Source organism: Microbacterium enclense, from assembly GCA_038182865.1.
Classification (GTDB): Bacteria; Actinomycetota; Actinomycetes; order Actinomycetales; family Microbacteriaceae; genus Microbacterium; species Microbacterium enclense_B.
In genome coordinates, this window is sequence record CP116226.1 from 3,878,065 (window position 1) to 3,898,541 (window position 20,477).

Below are 20,477 nucleotides of genomic sequence, written 5' to 3' on the forward strand. Positions count from 1 at the left end.
CCCCGTCACGGCACACTGGGGACATGCCCGGTCTCCACCACCTCGACATCTGGATACTCGGTCACGACCACCCCGAACACCGTCGACACGACCCACGACCGCCGCTCGCCGGGCGTGAACCACCTCGCGTTCGCGGGCGGGGCTCCCGCCCAGGTCGACACACTGATGGACGAGGCACCCGCTCACGGCTGGCGTCCGCTGTACGCCGACCGCTATCCGCACGCCGGTGGCCCTGCGCACTACGCCGGCTGGCTCGAGAACGCCGCCGGCTTCAAGGTCGAGATCGTCGCGGGGTGACCGGCAGGGTCCGCCCGTGAGGGTCAGCCGGCCGCGCGGGCGGCGAGCGCCGCGAGAGCGTCGCCCGTCACGCGCCGTGTGGTCCACTCCTCCATCGCTTCGGCGCCGAGCGCCCGGTAGAAGCCGATCGCCGGCTCGTTCCAATCGAGGACCGTCCACTCCAGCCGCGTGTACCGCTTCTCGAGGCACTCCGCGGCGAGCGCGGCCAACAGAGCCACTCCGTAGCCGAACGCACGATACTGCTCGTGCACGTACAGGTCTTCGAGCCAGATGCCGTGACGACCGGTCCAGGTCGAGTACGTGAGGAACCAGATCGCGATCGCGCGGATGTCGCCGTCCGGCCCCTCGACGACGAAGGCGAATGCCCGAGGATCCTCGCCGAAGAGCGTCGCCCGGATCATCTCGGCGGTGTTGTCGACGGCATCCGGTTCGTTCTCGTACTCGGCGAGCGCTCGAATGCACGCCAGGATCCCGCTCTCGTCGCCCGCGCGCGCGGGACGCAGCACGGCGCCGTCTCGGAGGTCGGTCATGTGAGGGGCTCCCAGCTCTCGGCCGCGACGCGGCGGAAGTTGCCGCCGAGGACGGCCGCGACGTCGGTGTGGCTCCATCCTCGCGCGTCGAGTGCGGCGCCGAGTCCGACGAAGGTCTCGGGCGGCATCCATTCCATCGGTCCCCAGCGGGTGTAGCTGTCGTCGTACAGCTCCGGGCTGTGGGCGACGGTCTCGCGGAAGGTGCGCCAGTCGAAGGAAAAGTCGGTGCTCACGCCGACGTGGGCGATGCCGACGATCTCGACCGCGTGCTCGATGTGACGAACCATCGCGTCGAGGCCGGGTGTGTTCGGACCGAGGAAGATGCCGACCCCGGTGACGCCGACCACTCCGCCGGTGTCGGCGACCGCGCGCGCCTGATCGTCGGTGATGTTGCGGGGGTGTTCCCACACGGCTCGCAGGTTGGAGTGGCTGAACACCACGGGCCTGCGCGACACCGCGCACATCTCGAACGTCGTGCGGGCGCCGACATGCGAGCCGTCGGGAACCATCCCGCGGGCGTTCATTTCGGCGACGAGGTCGCGTCCCCACGGGGTGAGCCCATCGTCGATCGCGTCGAGGCACCCGCCCCCGGCGCGGTTGGCATGGTTGTACGCCGGAGCGAGGGTGCGCACCCCCTGTGCGACGAGCGTGGCCACGGCATCCAGGTCTCCGCCCAGCGGAGCGCAGTCCTCGAGGTCGAAGGCGACGGCGGTGTCGCCGCGCGCGGCGATGCGGTCGATGTCCGCAACGGTACCGGCGAGCTCCACCCCGTCGAGCGCGGTGACCTGGGCGCGGAAGGAGCGGAGAAGGGATGCCGTCAGCTCGGGCGAGTGCGGGGCGTACCCTACGTTCAAGGAGACGAAACCCCCTCCGGCGCCGCGATAACGGTGGAGTTCCGCGAGGTCGGCGGTCTCGACGAGTTCGACGCAGGCATGCTGGTCCCAGAGCACGGCTCACGCACCCGCGATGGTCGAGGGTCGCCCGCCAGTCGACGCTGCAGCATCGACGGAGGTGAGCGCCGGCGCGAGGCCCGCGTTCACCGCTTCGCGGCCGTCGAACACGAAGCAGTCGCCGTCCCAGTGCGCATCGCCCTGTGCCGCGAACCACCCGAGGATTCCCCCCTCGAGCTGATACGCGTCCAGCCCCGCGCCACGCAGATAGAGCGCGGCTTTCTCGCACCGGATTCCGCCCGTGCAGAAGCTCACCACGGTCTTGCCGACGAGGTCGTCGCGGTGCGCGCTCGCGGCATCCGGGAACTGGGTGAACCGGTCGATACGCCAGTCGCTCGCCCCGGAGAAGGTGCCGTAGTCGACCTCGAAAGCGTTGCGTGTATCGACGAGGACGACCTCACGCCCGTCGTCGTCGGCACCCCGGTCGAGCCAGCGGCGAAGGGTGTCGGGGCTGACCGCGGGAGCGCGACCGTCCTGCGGACGCACCTCGGGCCGGTCCATGCGGATGATCTCCTTCTTGACCTTGACCAGGAGCTTGCCGAAGGGCACGGTGTCCGACCAGCTGTCCTTCGTCTGGAGGGCGGCGAACCGCTCGTCCGCTCGCAGATCGTGCACGAACCCGCGGATCGCGTCCGCGTCGCCGGCCAGGAACAGGTTGATGCCCTCTTCGGCGAGGAGGATGGTCCCGCGAAGTCCCCCCGCGGCCGCCCGCTGGCGCAGCGTGCCGCGCAACGCGGCGGGGTCGTCGATGCGCGTGAAGAGATACGCCGAGACGTTGAGGACGGATGCCATGTCTCCAGGGTACGAAAGCGTCAAGCCTGCGTTCGCCGATCACCCCATCGCCTAGCGTGGAGGATCCCTCGTCGTCTGGAGTTCGTCGTGCCTGAAGGCCCCACAGCGCCCCTCGTCCCGAGCCGGGAGGGCACCGTGTCGGTCGTCATCCCGGTCCTGAACGATGCACCGTACCTCTGGCGATGCCTGCGGGCCTTGGAGACCCAGACCGTGCCGCCCGATGAGATCGTCGTCGTCGACAACGGTTCCACCGACGACAGCGCTGCCATCGCGCGGACCGCGGGAGCCCGGGTCGTCTTCTGCGGCGACCGCGGTATTCCCGCAGCCGCCGCCACGGGGTACGACGCCGCCCGCGGCGAGGTGGTGCTGCGCCTCGACGCCGACAGTCTTCCCGCTCCCACTTGGGTCGCGAGCATGGTCGAGGCCCTGAGCGATCCCCGAGTGGATGCCGTGACAGGCGGTGCCGTTTTCCACGACGGGCCCCTCTCCCAACGCGTGGCGATGGCCCATGCCTTCTTGGGCACGTACACCGCGTTCGCGTTCCCCGCGCTCGGCCACACACCGCTGTGGGGGTCGAACATGGCGTTTCGCCGGCGGGCGTGGGAAGACGTACGCCACGAGGTGCACCTCGATCCGGAGCTGCACGACGATCTCGACCTCGCCTATCACCTCGGTCAGCGGCACCGCATCCGGTACGTGTCGGGACGGCATATGCGTGTGTCGGCGCGCACGGTCGAACCGCGTCGTTTCGCCGTGTGCTTCCGTCGCGGGGCCGGGACGGTGTTCGCGCACTGGCCGAGGGAGGTCCCCCCGGTGCGGTGGGTCAGGGTTGCCCGCGCCCGTCGCGGAGCGCGGCATGGCGAGGGGATGCGCTGATGGCCGGCGTCCTGTTCCCGAACGTCGAGGCTCCCGACCTGCACGTGATGAGCTTCAACATCCGACGCCGTTTCGACCGCATCACGTGGCCGCCCGCTGATCGGTGGCCGATGCGCAAGCAGCGCCTGCGCACCTTCCTGGGTGCTGACCGGCCTCACCTGCTCGGCGCGCAGGAAGCCATGCCCGATCAGGCGCGCTGGGTGCAAGACGCTCTCGGCTCGTCGTACGGGCGCGTCGGCCTCGGCCGCGGGAAGAACCGCGACGGCGAGGGCACCCCCCTCTTCTACGACCGCGACCGCATCGAGGTCGAGGAGTGGGAGCAGACCATGTTGTCGGACACCCCCGATGTTCCCGGGTCCACGGGGTGGGGAAACACCATCCCGCGCGTCGCGGTCATCGCCCAGGTGCGCGATCACGCCACCGGGGCGCGCCTCACCTTCGTCAACACGCACTTCGACGCGTTCTCGCGGCGCGCCCGGCGGCGGTCCGCGATGTGGCTGCACGATCTCGTCGCGGCACGCGAGCGGCCGCTCCTCTTCACCGCCGATGTGAACGCGCACGTGCGTTCCCCCGAGCTGGCGGGAATGTTCGCCGACGGGCTGCTCGTGGACACCTGGTCGTACGCACCCGCCCGGCGGACGGCGGAGTGGGGCACGTTCAACAACTACGCCCGTCCGAAGCTGGGCGCGCGTCGTATCGACGCTCTCCTGGCCACCCCCGACGTCGGGGTGCGCGCCGTCGGCATCGATCCACGTCCGACCGGAACGCAATGGCCGAGCGATCACCTCCCCGTGCAGGCCGTGGTGCGGATCCACGCCGGAGGAGCCGCATCGTGATCCGCGCCATGTACGCCAACCTCAAGCGGCCGCCGCGGAGCGTGACCGACTGGCTCGGCGACGCCGTCCGCGCGGTCGCCATCGTCCTCGTCCTCGTCTCGCTGTTCACGTTGCCGTTCACCGACTTCGCGGTGCTGTCGATGTCGCTACCGGCGGTGATGCTCTCGCGGATGATCGGCCTGCGATCGGGGCTCGACCTCGTCACATGCGTCACGGTGTTCGTGGCCGCCGGCAGCAACGTGCTGGATCTCTACCGGGCATGGACGGGCTGGGACCTGATCGTGCACCTCGCCTGCACCGGTGTTCTCGCAGCCGTGGCCCTGGTGCTGCTCGACGACGCGCGCGTGATCGCTCCCTCGAAGCTCCGGCGCACGGCCATCGTCGTCGCGACGATCAGCGGCCTCGCCCTCAGCGCCGTGTGGGAGATGGTCGAGTGGTTCGGCTATCGCTTCATCACGGATGCCATCTTCGTCACGTACGACGACACCATCGGCGACATGATGGCGGGGGGTCTGGGGGCCCTGGTCGCCGGGATCCTGGCATCCCGGTTCCGTCTGACGCGGGAGGACCGCGCACCGCTCTAGCGGCGGGGCTCCCGCCGGTCCCGGCGGAGATCCCCACCTGTCGCGGTAGCGCCCGTCCGTCGGCGTGGGGTCGGGAACGCGGCGAACCGCGCCCCCGACGCCACGCCGCCGCGATCAGATCCTGCCCGCGACGTCCCGCCCGACGAGGTCGCCGTCGGGGTTGGGCTCGCTGAGCTGCTCGCCCGGCGCGGTCGACCCGTCGAGCGGAGGGAGTCCCGCCTCGAGGCGGGAGCCGATCTCGGCATCCACGTTCTTCCAGTACTGGACGGCGCGATCGCGCACGTCGGCGCGGGTCACTCCCCCGACATGCCCGGTGATGGTCTCGACGAGGCGATCCCGCTGGTCGGGTGTCATGACCTCTCGCACCAGCGCTCCGGCCTGACCCCAGTCGTCGTCCTCGGGGTGCAGCGTCGCAGCCGAGCGGACGAGGTCGCCGTCGCTCTGCCATCCGCCGTCGCCGGAGCGGCGTGGATCGGCCGCGGGTCCTCCCGCCGAGTTCGGCGCGTAGACCGGCACCTCGGGCGGGTTGTACTCGTAGCGCATCGCGCCTTCCTTCGAGTACGAGTGCACCTCGGTGTGGGGTCGGTTCACCGGCAGCTGCTGGTAGTTCGTGCCCACGCGGTAGCGGTGCGCGTCGGCGTAGCTGAAGATGCGGGCCTGCAGCATCTTGTCGGGGCTGCCGTCGATGCCGGGCACGAAGTTCGACGGCTCGAACGCCGCCTGCTCGATCTCGGCGAAGTAGTTGCCCGGGTTGCGGTTCAGCTCCATAGTGCCCACCTCGATCTCGGGGTAGTCGCTGTGCGGCCACACCTTGGTCAGGTCGAACGGGTTGAACCGGTACGTCTTGGCATCCTCGTACGGCATGATCTGCACCTTGAGGGTCCAGGTCGGGAACTCCCCCCGCTCGATCGCCGCGTACAGATCGCGGATGTGGAAGTCGGCGTCCTGTCCGGCGATCTGGTCGGCCTCGTCCTGGGTGAGCGTCTTGTGGCCGAGGTCTGTGTGGAAGTGATACTTCACCCAGAAGCGCTCGCCCTCGGCGTTGATCCACTGGTACGTGTGCGAGCCGTACCCGTTCATGTGGCGCCAGGATGCCGGGATGCCGCGGTCTCCCATGAGCCACGTCACCTGGTGCGCGCTCTCGGGCGACAGCGTCCAGAAGTCCCATTGCATCGTGTTGTCGCGCAGGTGGCTGCCGGGCAGGCGCTTCTGGGAGCGGATGAAGTCGGGGAACTTGATGCCGTCCTTCACGAAGAAGACGGGGGTGTTGTTGCCGACGAGGTCGTAGTTGCCCTCGGTCGTGTAGAACTTCAGCGAGAACCCGCGGGGGTCGCGCCACGTATCGGGGCTGCCCTGCTCGCCGGCCACCGACGAGAAGCGCGCGAGCATCTCGGTCTCGACGCCGGGCTGGAACAGCGCCGCCCGCGTGTACGCCGAGACGTCGCCCGTGGTGCGGAACGTGCCGAACGCACCCCCGCCCTTGGCGTGCACGACGCGCTCAGGAACGCGCTCGCGGTTGAACTGCGCGAGCTTCTCGATGAGGTAGTGGTCGGTGAGAGCGATCGAGCCGTCGGCCCCGACGCTCTGGGAGTGCTCGTCGCTGGCGACGGGCGCTCCGTTGTTGGCGGTGGTCGGCTCGGTCATGGCTCTCCTCACGTCGTGGGCCGGGAAACGAAAGGCCCACCGACGACGCTACGCGGGGGGTCCGCCATCGACGAGGCATTGCGGATCCCTCGACGACCGCCTAGGGCCGGGATCGTGTCAATCCCCCGATGTGTCCCGCACGCCCTCGACACCATGGCGGGACCGAACGAGAGGAACGAGACCATGTCGAAGAATCTGTCGAAAGGCGACCGGGTCAGCTGGGACACCCCGCAGGGCAAGACCCAGGGCGAGGTCGTCGAGAAGAAGACGAAGGACTTCCAGCACGACGGCCAGAAGTTCACCGCGTCCGACGACGAGCCCGCCTACATCGTGAAGTCGGAGAAGTCGGGCTCGACCGCGGCGCACAAGGGCTCGGCGCTGAACAAGCTGAAGGGCTGAGCCACGCCGACCGGGCCGAACTCCTGAGATCTTGCGAGCTGCGGCCCGCATGCGGGTCCGCGGCAGGGTTCGCGGCGACTTTCTCAGGAGTTCGGCCCGCCGCCGTCCGCGTCCCGCGCCTCCCGCCGCTTCCGCATCTGCGCGAGCGCCAACCCGAGCCGGTGATTGCCCGCCAGCACGTCCTCGTGCCGCTCGAGGAACCCCCAGTACGCGTCGGTGAACGCCGAGTCCTTGGCGTCCTGTGCCGACGGCCACCACGAGCCCATCTTCTGCAGGTAGGCCCCACCCGACACGTACGGCTTCGTGGCGACGAAACCGCCGTCGGCGAACTGGCTCATGCCCATGACGTTGGGCACCATGACCCAGTCGTACGCGTCGACGAACAACGCGAGGAACCACGCGTTGACCTCCCGCGGAGCGTACCCCTGCGACAGGAACCAGTTGCCGAGCACCATCAACCGCTCGATGTGGTGCGCGTAGCCCCACCGGTGCACGCGCTCGAGGACGGTCCGCACGGGGATCGGCAGGTCGCTCGGCATCCGCTTCCCCGAGTACCAGTACTTCTCGACGCGTCCGTCGAGATGCAGCGCGTTGACGTGCTCGAGCTTCGGATGAGCGCGATACATGCCGCGCATGTACTCCCGCCAGCCGATCACCTGGCGGATGAACCCCTCGACGGATGCCAGCGGCGCATCGGTCCGCGTTGCTGCGGCGACCACTTCCTCGACGGTCAGCAGCCCGATGTTCAGCATCGGCGAGATGATCGCGTGGAAGAGGAACGGCTCATCGGCCTTCATCGCGTCTTCGAACCGACCGAAGTCGTGCAGGCGCTCCGCGACGAAGACGTCGAGCCAGTCGCGGGAGTCCTCGGGTGTGACCGGCAGCCAGAACTGCTCGGCCGCGCCGGGATGCTCCGGGAACAGCTCATCCACTTCGGCCATCACCGTGCGAGTGAGGTCATCGGGCTCGATCTGCGGCAACGAAGGGATTTCGACACCCTTCTTCGGAAGCGCCTTGCGATTGTCGGCGTCGAAGTTCCACCGGCGACCCGCGGGCTTGCCGCCGTCCATCAGGATGCCGGTACGCCGACGCTGCCAACGGTAGAAGTCCTCCATGAGCGGCGTCGGGTGCTCGGCGAACCAGCCGTCGACGTCTTCCTCGGGCGTGAGGAACAGCCCGTCCGACAGCACCTCGGTGTCGACGTCATGGTCCGCGCAGATGCGGGCGACGCGCTCATCGACGGGCCGGTTCGGGTCGCTCATCCACGTCAGCTCGGTGACCCGGTGCGTCGTCAGGAGACGCTCGAGTCCCGCCTTGAAACCGAGATCGTCGTCGAGGGTGATGCGACGCACCGTTCTGCCCTCGGCCTCGAGCCGCGCGGCCGTGTGCCGCATCGCCGAGATCAGGAGAACGATCTTGTGCCGGTGGTACGGGAGCTTGGCGAACCGGGGCGCCGACTCGATGAAGAAGAATTCGTCGACCTCGTCGTCGTCGTAAGCCGGATGCTCGGCGAATTGCTGCGTCGCGAGGATGAGCGCGGCCTTCATGCGCGCCGCCTCTGCTTCGCTGCGTGCGCTCGGCACCCGCGGGAGCAGTACAGCACCTGATCCCATTGGTCGCGCCCGTTCCACCGCTTGCGGTCGGAGAAGGGGCGACCGCAGTACGCACAGGGCTTGGAGCGGACCTCGGGTCGTGGCATGCCGTCATCGTCGCAAAACGGCTCTCCGGCGTTCGGGGGCTTGCGCTGGCACGACCATCGGGTTCGCGCAAGGCCCGCGCGGTGTGCCGCGCCCTCGTGGTCGGGTGGCGCCATGGATACGACATCAGACCGTACGAACGACACCGCCGACGAGCCCGACGAACTCGAAAGGGCCGACGCCCCGCAGATCCCCGACACGACCGACGACGGCGACACCCCCGTCGACAACCCCTCCGGCGGGTGAACATGCGAAGCGGCCCCGCCCTTGCGGGCGGGGCCGCTCGAATCACCTCACGCGGGGAGGTCGAACTTCTCGTTCTCTCCTCCGCGGGGACGCTCGCCCGTGACCTTCGACGTGACGAGGGCGATGGCCGTCGCGATGCGACCGCCGGCGCTGCTCCAGTACTCCCCGCTCAGAGCGTCCACCCGCAGGAGAGTCACGTCGGGGGACTCGGGGCCGTCGGGGAACCACGCCTCGACGGTCGTCGACCACAATTCCTTGAGCTTCGCGAGGTCGTCGACGATCTCGGCCTCGCCCGCGAGCGAGAGCCAGGCGCTGTCGCCGCTGAACGACAGTCCCACGTGGGGGTCGCGCCGCACGTGCTCGACCGCGGAGGCGTGCGTGCCGACGATGAACCACAGGTCGCCATCGCTCTCGGTCTCCTGCACCGTCAGCGGATGGGCGTGCAACGCGCCGTCCTCGGCGCGGGTGGTGACCATCGCGAAGCGGAACTTCTTCAGTAGTTCGTTCAGCGTGTCGAGCGCGGACTCAGTGGATGACATGGTGTTCCTCTCGTCGAAGCCCTCAGCCCATCGCGCCCCCTTCGTCTCGCGCTACGTATTGACGTCGGCATCGTCGTCTGCTCTCGGAGGCGCGAGGCGATCCAACGCGGCGACCGCCTCCCGCGCACGGGCGATCCGGGCGGCGACCTCGTCGTCCCACCATCGCGGTCCCCGCTCCCCGAGTCCCGTCTTCGCCAACCCCACCCGATGCCGCGCATCGGCGACGGCGTCGTCGTCGCCCACCCTCTTCCCGCTGCGGACGCCCGACCGCGCACGCCCGAGGTGCGATCGCAGGCGCGCCGCGAGATCTTCCGGGAGTGCGGGATCAGTACGCCGCCATCGTCGACCGTCGATCACCAACCAGCGTTCGGCCTGGACGTCGCTGTTCTCTCCGGATGCCATGACCCCAGTGCACCCGGTCGCGGCGGCCCCGAGAATCTCCCGGGCGAGCGGGGGGCATTCGTGCTACCGTAGAGATATTCGTTCTGGGACTTGCTTCATCGACGCCCGCCTCATCGTTGAGATGCCGGGCGCACGGCGCCGAGCCGTTTCGAACAGCAATCCCACCCCTGATCATCGCGTGCGTCGCTCGACGGCTCCGGTCCTCGCGTCGCACTCGCGGAAAGTTTCTGTGTCTTCGCTTCACCCTTCGCCACTGTCGTGGCGCCAGGCCGATCTCGACGTCTTCGTCGCGACGGCCGGATCCGACTATGCCGGTTTCGTCGGCGCGGCCACCTCGGGCTACGAAGCCCAAGGTCCGCTCGGCGAGAACCTCGGCATCCACACGTCCGTCGGGGCGGCTCAGGCCGCCGTCGACGGGCACCGCGTACGCGTCACCACTTCGGTGTCGCGGCGTCCCCGTCCGCTCCGCGTTCGTCGGAACGGCGCCCACGGTCGCTTCTGCGGCCCAACATGAATAAAGGAAGAACACGATGGCCACTGGCACCGTGAAATGGTTCAACTCTGAAAAGGGCTACGGCTTCATCGCTCCCGATGACGGCTCCGCCGACCTGTTCGCGCACTTCAGCGCGATCCAGGGCAACGGCTTCAAGGAGCTGACGGAAGCACAGAAGGTCGAATTCGACGCCGAGCAGGGCCCCAAGGGCATGCAGGCGGCGAACATCCGCCCCCTCTAAGCTCCGCCCACCGCGAAAGCCGGGTCTCGTCGCACTGCGACGGGCCCGGCTTTCGTCATCTCCCGGATTTCCTCAGATGTGCATTCCCAGTGAGGTTCCTGCACATGTGAACGTATTCCTGAGCGCCCATACGAGGGCACGTAGGGTGGGCCTGACCCGGGGATGCCTCCCGGTTCCCGACCCCGGTCACCCCGATCCGAGGAGCAGTTCATCGCCTCCACCATCGTCGAGTCCCGTCTCGGCCCCGTCCGTCAGACCTACTCCGGCACCACCGAATTCCCCCCGATCGCGAAGGCCTATACCGAGCTCTCCCAGGTCGTCCGCGAAAGCGGGCTCCTCGTCCGTACGCGCGTCTTCTACGCCCTCGTCGGTACCGCGATCGTCCTCGTCTTCGCCGGTTGCGTCACGGGTTTCATCCTTCTCGGCGACAGTTGGTTCCAACTGCTGATCGCTGCAGCCCTCGGCATCCTGTTCACCCAGGTCGCCTTCCTCGCCCACGAGGCGAACCACCGACAGATCTTCGCCTCCGGTCCCGCCAATGACCGTCTGGCACTGTGGATCGGCAACGGCATCGTCGGCATGAGCCAGTCGTGGTGGGCATCGAAGCACACCCGGCACCACGCCAACCCCAACCGCGTCGGGAAAGACCCCGACATCGAGATCGACACGATCTCGTTCCTCGACGAGGACGCGGCGAAGGCCCGTGGCATCCAGCGCTGGATCACCCAGCGCCAGGGCTGGCTCTTCTTCCCCCTCTTGACCCTCGAGGGCCTGAACCTGCACGTGCTGGCCATTCGCCACCTGGTGTCGCGGGGAGAGGTCAAGGGACGCTGGACCGAGCTCGCGCTGATCGCGCTGCGCTTCGCCGTGTTCGTCGCTCCGGTCTTCGTCTTCCTCCCGATCGGCATGGCGTTCGCGTTCGTCGGTGTGCAGCTCGCGGTGTTCGGTGTCTACATGGGGGCCTCCTTCGCCCCCAATCACAAGGGCATGGCGGTGATCGCCCCGGGAGCCAAGCTCGATTTCTTCAGCAAGCAGGTACGGACCTCGCGCAACATCTCCGGCGGCTGGTGGGCCACGTGGCTCATGGGCGGGCTCAACTACCAGATCGAGCACCACCTGTTCCCGAACATGCCTCGTCCGCACCTCAGCCGTGCACGAGAGATCGTGATCGAGCACTGCCAGACACTGGGCGTCCCTTACGTCGAGACGACGCTGTTCCAGTCGTACGGCATTGTGATCGCCTACCTGAACCGGGTCGGTCTGGCAGCTCGCGACCCCTTCGAGTGCCCGCTCACGTCGACGGCTCGCCGCGTCTGACCGCACACTCCACGTCGAGGGCGTCGCGACCGGGATCCCGGTCGCGACGCCTTTCGCGTTGACGGGATCAGCCGCGCGCGTCGGGCTTGGGCGCGGGACACTCCCCGCCGGCTTCGGTCGCCCGCTCGAAGTGCCAGCGCTCGTTCGCGTATGTCTGGCACAGCCCCCACTGCCGCCCGTGGTCGATGATCCACAACTGCGCGTCGAGGGTTCCCACGTCCACGGCACGGCCGGTCACGTGACTCGATGTCTCTGGCGTCGCGACGTACTGGCGTGCGATGTCCTCGCTGCCGTACGTGCGTACGGCGTCGGCGAGGAGCCGCCGCTGCAGATCGACACTGCGCCATCCGCTGGTGATGTCGAACCGGATGCCGTCGGCGTCCGCCGCAGCCTGCGCTCCGCGGAGGGCTTCCAGAAGCTCGGGATCCAATCGGGCCAATGCGGGGTGGGTGTCATCGTCGACCGTCAGCGGCGCCTCGGAGGGCACGAGACCGTCGGCCTCCGTCGGGACGAAGACCCCGGCCGGCCGCACGGACGAGGCGAACGATGTGAACGTCACCGTGACGGCGAGGGCGATCACGGCGGTGAGGAGGAGAACGATCCCACCCGCGGTGGCGAGCAGGAACAGGAGCGGGCGGTGACGCGAAGCGGGGCGTGAGAGAACGGCCATGACCGCAGTCCATCGGCCCGCTCGTTGCCAGACCGTATGGTGCGACGCATACGCCGGCGATACGCGTCAGCCGCGATCGACCTCGTGCAGGGTCACGTCCCGCACCTCTCCCGCCGAGAGGGCGAGGGTCATCATGGTGCAGCGAGGTTGGCGTCGCCGATCGGTGGGCGACCCCGGGTTGAGCAGACGCAGACCCCCCGGGGTGACGGTGTCCCAGGGGATGTGGCTGTGACCGAACACGAGAAGGTCTGCATCGGCGAAGGCGGTATCCATTCGCTTCTCCCTCCCCGTCGCCGCGCCGGTCTCGTGGATCACCGCGACACGGACGCCCTCGATCTCGGCACGGGCGATCTCGGGAAGGCGGGCGCGCAGGTCGGCGCCGTCGTTGTTGCCCCACACCCCGAGCACGGGCCCGAGAGCGGAGAGCTCGTCGAGCACCGATTCGGTGACCCAGTCACCGGCGTGCACGATGAGATCGACCCCGGATGCCGCTCGCCGCACGGCATCCGGAAGCGTCCGGGCCCGCTTCGGCACATGTGTGTCGGCCACGAGGAGCAGTCGGGTCGCCATACGTCCACGCTACATACGCCCGCGATATGCCGGCCCGCCTACGATGACGGGATGCGCGTGCTGATCGTCGAGGACGAGCCCTATCTCGCCGAGGCGATTCGCGACGGACTTCGTCTCGAAGCGATCGCGGCCGACATCGCCGGCGATAGCGACTCCGCCCTCGAACAGCTCGGCTACACGGCCTATGACGTGGTCATCCTCGACCGCGACATCCCCGGTCCGAACGGCGATGAGATCGCCCGGCATCTCGCGGCTCAATCTGCCGCACCGCGTGTCCTCATGCTCACCGCCGCCGACCGGCTGGATGACAAGACCTCCGGGTTCGAGAGCGGTGCCGACGACTACCTCACCAAACCGTTCGTCCTGAAGGAGCTGGTGCTGCACGTGCGAGCGCTGGCGCGGCGTCCGGCCGCAGGGACTCCCCCGATCCTGGAACGCGACGGCATCCGCCTCGACCCGTTCCGCCGCGAGGTCTACCGCGACGGGAGATACGTCTCACTGACCCGCAAGCAGTTCGCGGTCCTCGAGGTCCTCATGGGTGCGAGTGGTGGTGTCGTGAGCGCCGAGGTGCTGCTCGAACGCGCGTGGGACGAGAACGCCGACCCTTTCACCAACGCGGTCCGCATCACGATCTCGACGCTGCGCAAACGCCTCGGTGAGCCCTGGCTCATCCAGACCGTCCCCGGCGTCGGGTACCGCATCGGCCCCGCGGATGCGTGAGCGTCCGGCCGGGCTCTCGGTCCGCATCAAACTGACCCTCAGCTACGCCGTCTTCGTCGTGATCGTCGGTATCGCGCTCTTCGCGGTGGGTTTCCTGGTGCTCCGCTTCCTCCCGGAGGGCAACCTCTATGCCGACAGCGGCCTGTTCACCCCCGCGCGCCAGAACCTCGCCGATGCGTTCGTGAAGTATGCGTGGTTCGCGGTGGCGGGTCTCGCGGTGATCGGTCTCGGTGGAGGGTGGATCGTCGCCGGGGTCATGCTCCGCCCGCTCACCCGGATCACCGACGCCGCCCGGGCCGTCCGCGACGGCGACCTCGACCACCGCGTGAGCCTCACCGGGCGCCGCGACGAGCTGACCGACCTGGCCGACACGTTCGACGCGATGCTCGCCCGGATCGCCGAGACGGTGCAGGAGCAGCGCCGCTTCGCCGCGAACGCGTCGCACGAGTTGCGCACCCCGCACGCGACGATGCGCACCATGCTCGAGGTCGCGCGCGCCGACCCCGAGAGCGTCGACATCGCGCGGCTTCTCGCCCGGCTCGACGAGACGAACGAGCGGGCGATCCGTCTGACCGAGGCCCTCCTCGCGCTGTCGCGGGCCTCGCAGGGTGGTGCGATCGCGCGCACCGCCGTCGCCGTCGACGCGGTGGCCGCAGACGTGTGCGGAGAGCAGGCGACGGGCGCGGCCACGGCATCCGTCCGGCTCACGCTGACCGTCACCGGACCCGCCGAGGCCCTCGCCGACGAGACGCTCGTCCGTCAGATGCTGACGAACCTCGTGCACAACGCGATCCTCTACAGCGGACCGGTCGCCCCCGTCGACGGGCGCGACGCGATCCGCGAGGTGCATGTCGTCGTCACGGCGGACGACGAGGGAGCGGTCATCGAGGTCGTGAACACCGGCGCCGTCCTCACGCGCGAGCTCGTCGCGACCCTGCCCGAACCCTTCGTCCGCGCGGCCGGCCGTACCCGCGCAACCGACGGCGGGACAGGACTCGGGCTCGCGATCGCGGTCGCCATCGTCCGGGCGCACGAGGGATCTCTCCATCTGTGGCCTCGGGAAGGCGGCGGGCTGTACGCACGTGTGCGGCTCCCCCGTGCGGTGGCGGCTCAGCCGCGCGGCACCGGCTGAGACGCCCGCACGGCGGCCAGGGCCACGAGCCGCAGGGCCAGGACGAACACCATTCCCACCGCACCTCCGAGGGTGTTGAACACGATGTCGTCGACGTCGGGCACGCGGCCGGGAACGAGCGCCTGTGCGGTCTCGACCGACAGCGAGACCGCCGCGCCGAACAGGACGGTCACGGGTGCCCAGCGCGACGGAAGAAGGGCTGTGACCGCCATCCCCAGCGGCACGAACAGCGCGATGTTCAACATCATCTCGCTGTGCTGAGCGAGGACCACACCGCCCCATCGTTCGGTGACGAGGAAGAGCACGTCGACGACGCGCTCCTGGACCGGTCGGACCAGCGCGCGAGGCGCCAAGGTGAGCACGCCGACGACGGCGAGCGCCGCGGCGGCGACGAAGACGCGGGTGGGCGTCAGGATCTGACTGTTCGACACGGGGACCTCCTGAGGTGTTCGGGATCCCAGCCCACACCGCGCCACGTTGCGACGCCGTCTGCGCCCGCGCATACGCGCACGATATGCCCCGCCTCGACGGACAATGGATGCCGTGACCACCCGCACCCGCCCCATACTCCCGCTGCTCGTCGACGCCGTTCTCGTTGTGGTGTTCGCCGCGATCGGGCGCGCGACGCACGACGGGGACGTCCTGGGTCCTGCCGGTTCGGGTCTTGCCAGCACCGCATGGCCGTTCCTCGTAGCTCTGCTCGTCGGCTGGCTCGTGTCGCGGGCGTGGCACGCTCCGCTCGCCCCGGTGCGCACAGGACTCCCCGTGTGGGCAGTGACGGTCACCGTCGGTATGGTGCTGCGATCCTTCGACGGCCAGGGAGTTGCCGTGGCGTTCGTGATCGTCGCGTCGATCACGCTGGCGGTGTTCCTGATCGGGTGGCGCGGGGTCGCGCGGATCGTTGCGCAGCTGCGGTCGCGGAGCCGTCGACAGGTCTGAGACACGTCCCCCTGACGATCGGCCGACGACAATGAGACGCTCGCGGCACCGGTCGGCAGGTACGGGTGAGAGACAGACGACCGACTCACCCGGAAGGTGCTCCCCGACGATGATGGACGACGAACTACCGCGCGCGGATCCTGCGCGCCATGTCGATGACGTGCGCGCCGAGGCCGTCGTCACACGTATCTGGGATCGCGTGCGAGCGACGACGTCCGCACCGCCTCGGCGGCGCGGGCGGGTGGTCCTCCCCGCCGGTATCGCCGTCGTCGCCCTGTCGACGGGCGCCGCCCTGGCGGCCCCGATCTGGCTCGGCGTCGGGCAGGAGGCGACGCCCGTCGATCCTGACGCACGGATCCCGATCACCTACACGACACGCAGCGGTGTCACCGTGCACTGCGTCTGGGCCGTGCGGGTCGGCGATGCGGATCGCACCGCACAGGACGCGCGCATCGGACGGGCGCTGGCGCAGACCGATTGGGAAGGCGTCGGCCAGGAGATCTACGACAGGGCGATCGCGAATCCGCGTGGCCCTCAGCCGGGTGAGGTCTGGACGAACGACACTCCCGAGGTACGGGACTCCCTGTCCTTCCGGATCGCGGTGACTCCCGTGATCGAGCGGCGGCTTCCCCCGGAGATCGTCGCTCTCAAGCCCTCCTGGGCGAGCACCAGCGACTGCACGGGTCCGTACCGGTGAGCCGCTCCGCGGACCCTGGACCCGAGGCGTGGGCATCGACGGTCGTCGCCGACAACGGCGCTGACCTCCTGCGCTACTTCGCTCGTCGACACCCGGGGGACGCCGGTGATCTGCTCCACGAGACGCTTGCCGTGATCTGGAGACGACGCGACGGCTTGCCCACGAATCCCGTCGACGCGCGGATGTGGAGCTTCGGTGTCGCGCGCAATGTCTCGCGGCGACACCACCGGAGGCTGCGCAGCCGTGTTCGCCTACAGGACGCCTTGACGTCACACGTCGATGTCGCCGCGCAACCTCCGACCGATCCCGCGGTGGCGGCGGAGGAGCGGGAGCGCGATCGGGACGTGCGCGCGGCCCTCGGTCGTCTCCGCGCCGCGGACCGGGAGTTGATCGTCCTCGTCCACTGGGACGGCTTCTCACTCGCCGACGCCGCCGAGCTCCTCGGGCTGAATCCCTCCACGGCCAGGACACGCTACGGACGGGCGAAGGAGCGCCTCGCCGTCTCCCTCGCACCGCATCGGGCGGGGTCTCTCCCGGCATACGGGGAAACCGGCGCGCGCGATGCTCGACGCGGGTCCGGCCCCGACGCGCAGGACGCGTGACGATCCCCGCGGAACGGTCAGTCGGCGAGCGAGACGTCGACCTGGATCTCGGTCGCGAGCCGCTCGAGTTCGGTGACCAGATCATCGGCCTCGACCCCGTCGACGAGGGCCACGGTGATGGACGCCTCGAACAGGCGCCCGCCCGCCATGGCGGCATCCGTCGTCTGCGTCGACATGCGCTCGATGCTCACTCCGCGGGCGTGGAGGGCCGCCGAGACCTCACGTACGATGCCCGGTCGGTCATTGCCGATCACGTCGAGGGTCACGCTGTGCGGGGCGGACGCCGTGCCCTCGGGCGCTCCGGTGTGCACGGTCACCGAGAGGGTACCGGCCATGCCCGCGAGCGCGGCGCGCAGCGCCTCGGCCTGGTCGGCGCCGACCGACACCTCAACGATCCCGGCGAACGCACCGGCAAGCTCGGCGAGCTCGCTGTTCTCCCAGTTGCCGCCGTGGGCATCGACGATGTCGGCGACCGACGACACGAGGCCCGCGCGGTCATCGCCGACGACGGTCAAGACGAGGGTGGTCATGGCCACAGCGTACAGACGGTCCCCTGCTAGCGTGGGGGCAACGTCGAGGGGAGGACGCCGATGATCGCATCGCTGATCGCTTTGCTGAACCTGCTCCTCGCGACCGCCGAGCTCGCGCTCACCCCCGGAACCGGAGCGCCGCTGCTCGCCGTCGTCCTGGCCGCGGCGGTCGTCGTCACCGTCGCGATCGTGCTCGTCGTGCTGCCGGCTCTTCTCGCCGGGGCGTCGCCCCGCACACCGCGGCCGATCGATCCGTCCGCTCCCCTCACGCAGAGCGATCCCGACGCGGCGGGGCACCCGCGCCCTCGAGCGCCGGGATTCGTGGCCCGCGCCGCCTAGCCCTCGCCCCACGCCGTCTCCCGACGGCGGTCTGTGGCATCCGTTCCGGAGGGGCCGGTGGCGCCGGCCGTCGGTACCCCGCTCCCGGGTGCCGTGGCCGATGATCCCTCGATCACCGCCACGAACGGACACGTCATGGACCTCTTCGCTCTTCCCCCGCTCGCCTTCCTCCTCGACCTCACCACCACCGCTCTCCTCTCCCTCACGTCCGCCCTCTCGCCACTCGCGGGCGGGCTGGCAGCAGCTCTCGCCGTCGTGGCGGTCACCCTTCTCGTCCGCCTGCTCCTCATCCCGGTCGGCGTCTCGCAGGCTCGCGCCGAGCAGACCCGCGCACGCCTGGCACCGCGCTTGCGGGCTCTGCAGGAACGCTGGCGGAAGAACCCCGAACGTCTCCAGCGCGAGACGATGCAGCTCTACCGCGATGAGAACACCTCCCCCGCAGCCGGATGCCTCCCGCTGCTCGCGCAGGCCCCGGTCGTGGGGCTGCTCTACGCCGTGTTCCTCCACCCCACCGTCGGGGGCCACGCGAACACCCTGCTCACCCATGACCTCTTCGGCGTCCCTCTCGGGAGCACCCTGCTCGGGGCGATGACCTCGGGAACTGTGGATGCCATGACCCTCGCCGTCTTCGGAACCCTCGTCGTCGTGATCGCCGGGGTCGCCGAGCTCACCCGGCGGCTGCTGCGACCCGCGACCGACCCGTCCGCGCCATCGTGGATGACGGGCATGGTGGGGGCGCTGCAGTTCACGACCGCGGTCGTGGCACTGTTCGTCCCCCTCGCAGCCGCGCTGTACCTGACCGTCACGACCATCTGGACGCTCGTCCAGCGCGTCGTGCTGCGGCGGAGATACCCGCTGCCGGTGTGAGGCTCAGGCTGCGCGGCGGTCCCACCGCTCGGACCGGGCGGCGTTCACCCCGGCCATCGCGAGAACGAGGAGCGCCGCCCCCGTCGGCAGCAGCATCGCCGTCTCGACGGACACCCGTTCCGCGATCGCACCCGTCACGGCGGACGACAACGCCTGCGCGAGCGTCAGCGCCGAAGCGAGGACCGTCATGGTCGAGGCGGTCCGACCGCGCGGGGCCCGGTGTCCGGCGAGGCTGAACAACGTCACCAGGGAGGGGCCGACGCCGATGCCCATGAGGCACAGCACCATAGTCACGGTCGGCACCGATCCGCCGACCGTGTAGGCGCCCGCGGACGCGGTGAGGATGCTCGCGAACGCCACGAGCCGCCACCGCAGCGCGAAGCGCGCGGGAAGCATCGCGACGGCGAGGGCCAGAACGGCCGATCCGACCCCCATGACGCCGTACAGCAAGGCCCCGGCCTCGGGCGCGCCCTGCGCCTCCATGAAGGCGGTGAGCGAGGTGAGCGTTGAGCCGAAGAACAGTCCCACCCCGAAGACCGAGGCGACCAGCACGAGCAGTCGCGGGTGCAGGAGCTCTCGGACAGGCGCCATGGCTGCCCGTTCGGCACGTTCGGGCACGGCCCGGCCGGTGGGGTGCAGGGCGAACGCCGTGACGAAGACGAAACTGAGCACAGCCGCCCCGGCGATCGGCGCCCAGGGCGCGACGAGAGCGGCCAGGAGCCCGACGACGAACGGTCCGATGACGAACGCGGTCTCGTCCGCGGCGGACTCGTACGCCATCGCCCGAGAGAACGTGCGTTCGCGCTGCTGCGGATCCACCCTCTCACCGATGAGAGCCATCAGGCGGCTCCGCGACATCGCCGCGGTCTGGGGGCCGGTCAGCCCGATCGCGACCGCGGAGGCCATCAACAGCGCGTCCGAGGCCGACGCCGCCACCACCAGAGGGAAGAGCGAGAGCAGGATGCCATTGGCCAGGCCCACCGGGACCAGCACCCGGCGCTGCCCGAACCGGTCGGCGAGATCCCCGAGCACCGGGCCCGCGACGACGACACCCACTCCGACCGCGGCGGAAGTGAGTCCGCCCAGAGCCACCGAGCCGCGCGCCGCGACGACGAGCGCGAGCACCCCCACCGTCATCATGGCGAACGGCAGACGGGCGACGAACGCCGCGGGGAAGTACCACAGACCCGTGTGCTGGATCAGCGATCGGCGGGTGACGACGGGCAGGGTCATGGAACGGTCTCCGGGGGCAGGGAAGGTGCCGCCTTGCCGAGCCGGTAGGTAGATGCACTGCGTGCGGCGGGCGAACCGCACCGTCGATTCTACCGAAGGTCAGGAAACGAGCGCGGCGATCGCGGCGATCAGCGAGGCAAGAGCGAGCACCAGCGCGAGAGCGATGAGCACGGTGTGCACGATGAGGAACGGCGTCGCCTTGCCCGCGGCGTTCTTCGCCCGGGGGTCCTTCGCGACCCGCACGTAGAAGCGTGGCCACACGACGGCATTGAAGACGGCGTTGGCGAACAGCAGCACGATGAGGACGGGTTCCATCCTCCCAGCCTAGGTTCCGG

The 20,477-nt window shown here is 69.5% G+C and carries 29 protein-coding genes and 1 pseudogene; 16 read left to right on the top strand and 14 right to left on the bottom strand.

Translation table 11 applies throughout. The annotated features are described in order from the left end of the window. Window positions 1–23: 23 nt before the first annotated feature. Window positions 24–297: pseudogene (locus PIR02_18385) on the top strand (hypothetical protein). Window positions 298–320: 23 nt separating this feature from the next. On the opposite strand, the gene PIR02_18390 reads toward PIR02_18385, so the two are convergent. From PIR02_18390 to PIR02_18400, 3 genes are read right to left on the bottom strand one after another with little or no spacing between them, the layout of a single operon-like run. Continuing rightward, window positions 321–827 (bottom strand): GNAT family N-acetyltransferase, encoded by a 507-nt coding sequence (locus PIR02_18390; GenBank protein ID WZH36691.1) that lies wholly within the window; start codon window positions 825–827, stop codon window positions 321–323. Next, on the bottom strand, window positions 824–1,777 hold the full coding sequence (locus tag PIR02_18395) for a membrane dipeptidase (GenBank protein ID WZH36692.1): 954 nt from the start codon (window positions 1,775–1,777) through the stop codon (window positions 824–826). The genes PIR02_18390 and PIR02_18395 overlap by 4 nt, the downstream gene beginning before the upstream one ends. A 3-nt stretch (window positions 1,778–1,780) precedes the next feature. Then, window positions 1,781–2,569: a sulfurtransferase gene (locus PIR02_18400; GenBank protein ID WZH36693.1), complete on the bottom strand. Its 789-nt coding sequence runs from the start codon at window positions 2,567–2,569 to the stop codon at window positions 1,781–1,783. 87 nt (window positions 2,570–2,656) lie between these two features. On the opposite strand from PIR02_18400, the gene PIR02_18405 reads away from it, so the two are divergent. Genes PIR02_18405 through PIR02_18415 form a run of 3 tightly spaced genes read left to right on the top strand, consistent with a single transcriptional unit; the run spans window position 2,657 to window position 4,865 of the window. Next, window positions 2,657–3,445, top strand: a complete 789-nt coding sequence (locus tag PIR02_18405; protein WZH36694.1) for a glycosyltransferase family A protein — start codon at window positions 2,657–2,659, stop codon at window positions 3,443–3,445. Continuing rightward, window positions 3,445–4,281, top strand: a complete 837-nt coding sequence (locus PIR02_18410; GenBank protein WZH36695.1) for an endonuclease/exonuclease/phosphatase family protein — start codon at window positions 3,445–3,447, stop codon at window positions 4,279–4,281. The genes PIR02_18405 and PIR02_18410 overlap by 1 nt, the downstream gene beginning before the upstream one ends. Next, entirely contained in the window at window positions 4,278–4,865 is a 588-nt protein-coding gene (locus PIR02_18415; GenBank protein ID WZH36696.1) for a hypothetical protein, read from the top strand. The genes PIR02_18410 and PIR02_18415 overlap by 4 nt, the downstream gene beginning before the upstream one ends. Window positions 4,866–4,979: 114 nt before the next feature. Here PIR02_18415 and PIR02_18420 read toward each other — a convergent pair whose 3' ends face one another. After that, a complete protein-coding gene (locus PIR02_18420; GenBank protein ID WZH36697.1) occupies window positions 4,980–6,509 on the bottom strand; it encodes a catalase in 1,530 nt (509 codons plus the stop codon). A 183-nt stretch (window positions 6,510–6,692) separates the two neighbouring features. Here PIR02_18420 and PIR02_18425 point away from each other — a divergent pair, with 183 nt between their 5' ends. Next, a complete protein-coding gene (locus tag PIR02_18425; protein WZH36698.1) occupies window positions 6,693–6,908 on the top strand; it encodes a DUF2945 domain-containing protein in 216 nt (71 codons plus the stop codon). An 83-nt stretch (window positions 6,909–6,991) separates the two neighbouring features. On the opposite strand, the gene PIR02_18430 is transcribed toward PIR02_18425, so the two are convergent. Both PIR02_18430 and PIR02_18435 read right to left on the bottom strand, forming a co-directional pair. Continuing rightward, window positions 6,992–8,455, bottom strand: a complete 1,464-nt coding sequence (locus PIR02_18430) for a cryptochrome/photolyase family protein (GenBank protein WZH36699.1) — start codon at window positions 8,453–8,455, stop codon at window positions 6,992–6,994. Then, window positions 8,452–8,607, bottom strand: a complete 156-nt coding sequence (locus PIR02_18435) for a DUF2256 domain-containing protein (GenBank protein ID WZH36700.1) — start codon at window positions 8,605–8,607, stop codon at window positions 8,452–8,454. Before PIR02_18435 ends, PIR02_18430 begins: the two co-directional genes overlap by 4 nt. Window positions 8,608–8,719: 112 nt before the next feature. Between PIR02_18435 and PIR02_18440 the strand changes: the two genes are divergently transcribed. Continuing rightward, the gene (locus PIR02_18440) at window positions 8,720–8,851 is read left to right on the top strand and encodes a hypothetical protein (GenBank protein ID WZH36701.1); all 132 of its coding nucleotides are present in this window, start codon (window positions 8,720–8,722) and stop codon (window positions 8,849–8,851) included. Window positions 8,852–8,898: 47 nt separating this feature from the next. Here the strand turns inward: PIR02_18440 and PIR02_18445 are convergent, their stop codons facing one another. Further along, window positions 8,899–9,390 (bottom strand): pyridoxamine 5'-phosphate oxidase family protein, encoded by a 492-nt coding sequence (locus PIR02_18445; protein ID WZH36702.1) that lies wholly within the window; start codon window positions 9,388–9,390, stop codon window positions 8,899–8,901. A gap of 51 nt (window positions 9,391–9,441) precedes the next feature. Further along, on the bottom strand, window positions 9,442–9,792 hold the full coding sequence (locus PIR02_18450; GenBank protein ID WZH36703.1) for a biopolymer transporter Tol: 351 nt from the start codon (window positions 9,790–9,792) through the stop codon (window positions 9,442–9,444). A gap of 229 nt (window positions 9,793–10,021) precedes the next feature. Between PIR02_18450 and PIR02_18455 the strand changes: the two genes are divergently transcribed. From PIR02_18455 to PIR02_18465, 3 genes are all read left to right on the top strand, one after another. Then, window positions 10,022–10,306 carry a hypothetical protein gene (locus tag PIR02_18455; protein ID WZH36704.1) on the top strand — a complete coding sequence of 95 codons (285 nt, stop codon included), beginning with the start codon at window positions 10,022–10,024 and terminating at the stop codon, window positions 10,304–10,306. A gap of 16 nt (window positions 10,307–10,322) precedes the next feature. Next, window positions 10,323–10,526 carry a cold-shock protein gene (locus PIR02_18460; protein WZH36705.1) on the top strand — a complete coding sequence of 68 codons (204 nt, stop codon included), beginning with the start codon at window positions 10,323–10,325 and terminating at the stop codon, window positions 10,524–10,526. A 162-nt stretch (window positions 10,527–10,688) separates the two neighbouring features. After that, the gene (locus PIR02_18465) at window positions 10,689–11,843 is read left to right on the top strand and encodes an acyl-CoA desaturase (protein WZH36706.1); all 1,155 of its coding nucleotides are present in this window, start codon (window positions 10,689–10,691) and stop codon (window positions 11,841–11,843) included. A 67-nt stretch (window positions 11,844–11,910) separates the two neighbouring features. Here PIR02_18465 and PIR02_18470 read toward each other — a convergent pair whose 3' ends face one another. After that, window positions 11,911–12,513, bottom strand: a complete 603-nt coding sequence (locus tag PIR02_18470; protein ID WZH36707.1) for a M15 family metallopeptidase — start codon at window positions 12,511–12,513, stop codon at window positions 11,911–11,913. Between the two features lie 66 nt (window positions 12,514–12,579). Beyond that, window positions 12,580–13,083, bottom strand: coding sequence for a metallophosphoesterase (locus PIR02_18475; GenBank protein ID WZH36708.1), 504 nt, complete (start codon window positions 13,081–13,083; stop codon window positions 12,580–12,582). 51 nt (window positions 13,084–13,134) lie between these two features. On the opposite strand from PIR02_18475, the gene PIR02_18480 reads away from it, so the two are divergent. Both PIR02_18480 and PIR02_18485 read left to right on the top strand, forming a co-directional pair. Then, entirely contained in the window at window positions 13,135–13,803 is a 669-nt protein-coding gene (locus tag PIR02_18480) for a response regulator transcription factor (GenBank protein ID WZH36709.1), read from the top strand. Next, on the top strand, window positions 13,796–14,935 hold the full coding sequence (locus PIR02_18485) for a HAMP domain-containing sensor histidine kinase (protein WZH36710.1): 1,140 nt from the start codon (window positions 13,796–13,798) through the stop codon (window positions 14,933–14,935). The genes PIR02_18480 and PIR02_18485 overlap by 8 nt, the downstream gene beginning before the upstream one ends. Here PIR02_18485 and PIR02_18490 read toward each other — a convergent pair. After that, a complete protein-coding gene (locus PIR02_18490; GenBank protein ID WZH36711.1) occupies window positions 14,914–15,366 on the bottom strand; it encodes a VanZ family protein in 453 nt (150 codons plus the stop codon). The genes PIR02_18485 and PIR02_18490 overlap by 22 nt on opposite strands. 103 nt (window positions 15,367–15,469) lie before the next feature. On the opposite strand from PIR02_18490, the gene PIR02_18495 reads away from it, so the two are divergent. The 3 genes from PIR02_18495 to PIR02_18505 all read left to right on the top strand — a co-directional run bounded on the left by PIR02_18495 (window position 15,470) and on the right by PIR02_18505 (window position 17,173). Continuing rightward, a complete protein-coding gene (locus PIR02_18495) occupies window positions 15,470–15,874 on the top strand; it encodes a DUF3054 domain-containing protein (protein ID WZH36712.1) in 405 nt (134 codons plus the stop codon). Window positions 15,875–15,983: 109 nt separating this feature from the next. After that, a complete protein-coding gene (locus PIR02_18500) occupies window positions 15,984–16,571 on the top strand; it encodes a hypothetical protein (GenBank protein WZH36713.1) in 588 nt (195 codons plus the stop codon). After that, entirely contained in the window at window positions 16,568–17,173 is a 606-nt protein-coding gene (locus tag PIR02_18505) for an RNA polymerase sigma factor (GenBank protein ID WZH36714.1), read from the top strand. The genes PIR02_18500 and PIR02_18505 overlap by 4 nt, the downstream gene beginning before the upstream one ends. Before the next feature lie 17 nt (window positions 17,174–17,190). Here the strand turns inward: PIR02_18505 and PIR02_18510 are convergent, their stop codons facing one another. After that, complete coding sequence (locus tag PIR02_18510) at window positions 17,191–17,703, bottom strand: ACT domain-containing protein (GenBank protein ID WZH36715.1); 513 nt, start codon at window positions 17,701–17,703, stop codon at window positions 17,191–17,193. A 60-nt stretch (window positions 17,704–17,763) separates the two neighbouring features. On the opposite strand from PIR02_18510, the gene PIR02_18515 reads away from it, so the two are divergent. Together PIR02_18515 and yidC are read left to right on the top strand one after the other, a co-directional pair. Next, on the top strand, window positions 17,764–18,042 hold the full coding sequence (locus PIR02_18515) for a DUF6412 domain-containing protein (protein WZH36716.1): 279 nt from the start codon (window positions 17,764–17,766) through the stop codon (window positions 18,040–18,042). Window positions 18,043–18,177: 135 nt separating this feature from the next. Further along, window positions 18,178–18,909: a membrane protein insertase YidC gene (gene yidC, locus PIR02_18520; GenBank protein WZH39045.1), complete on the top strand. Its 732-nt coding sequence runs from the start codon at window positions 18,178–18,180 to the stop codon at window positions 18,907–18,909. Window positions 18,910–18,912: 3 nt separating this feature from the next. Here yidC and PIR02_18525 read toward each other — a convergent pair whose 3' ends face one another. Together PIR02_18525 and PIR02_18530 are read right to left on the bottom strand one after the other, a co-directional pair. Then, window positions 18,913–20,142: an MFS transporter gene (locus PIR02_18525; protein WZH36717.1), complete on the bottom strand. Its 1,230-nt coding sequence runs from the start codon at window positions 20,140–20,142 to the stop codon at window positions 18,913–18,915. Window positions 20,143–20,241: 99 nt separating this feature from the next. Continuing rightward, complete coding sequence (locus PIR02_18530; GenBank protein ID WZH36718.1) at window positions 20,242–20,457, bottom strand: hypothetical protein; 216 nt, start codon at window positions 20,455–20,457, stop codon at window positions 20,242–20,244. Window positions 20,458–20,477: the final 20 nt, after the last annotated feature.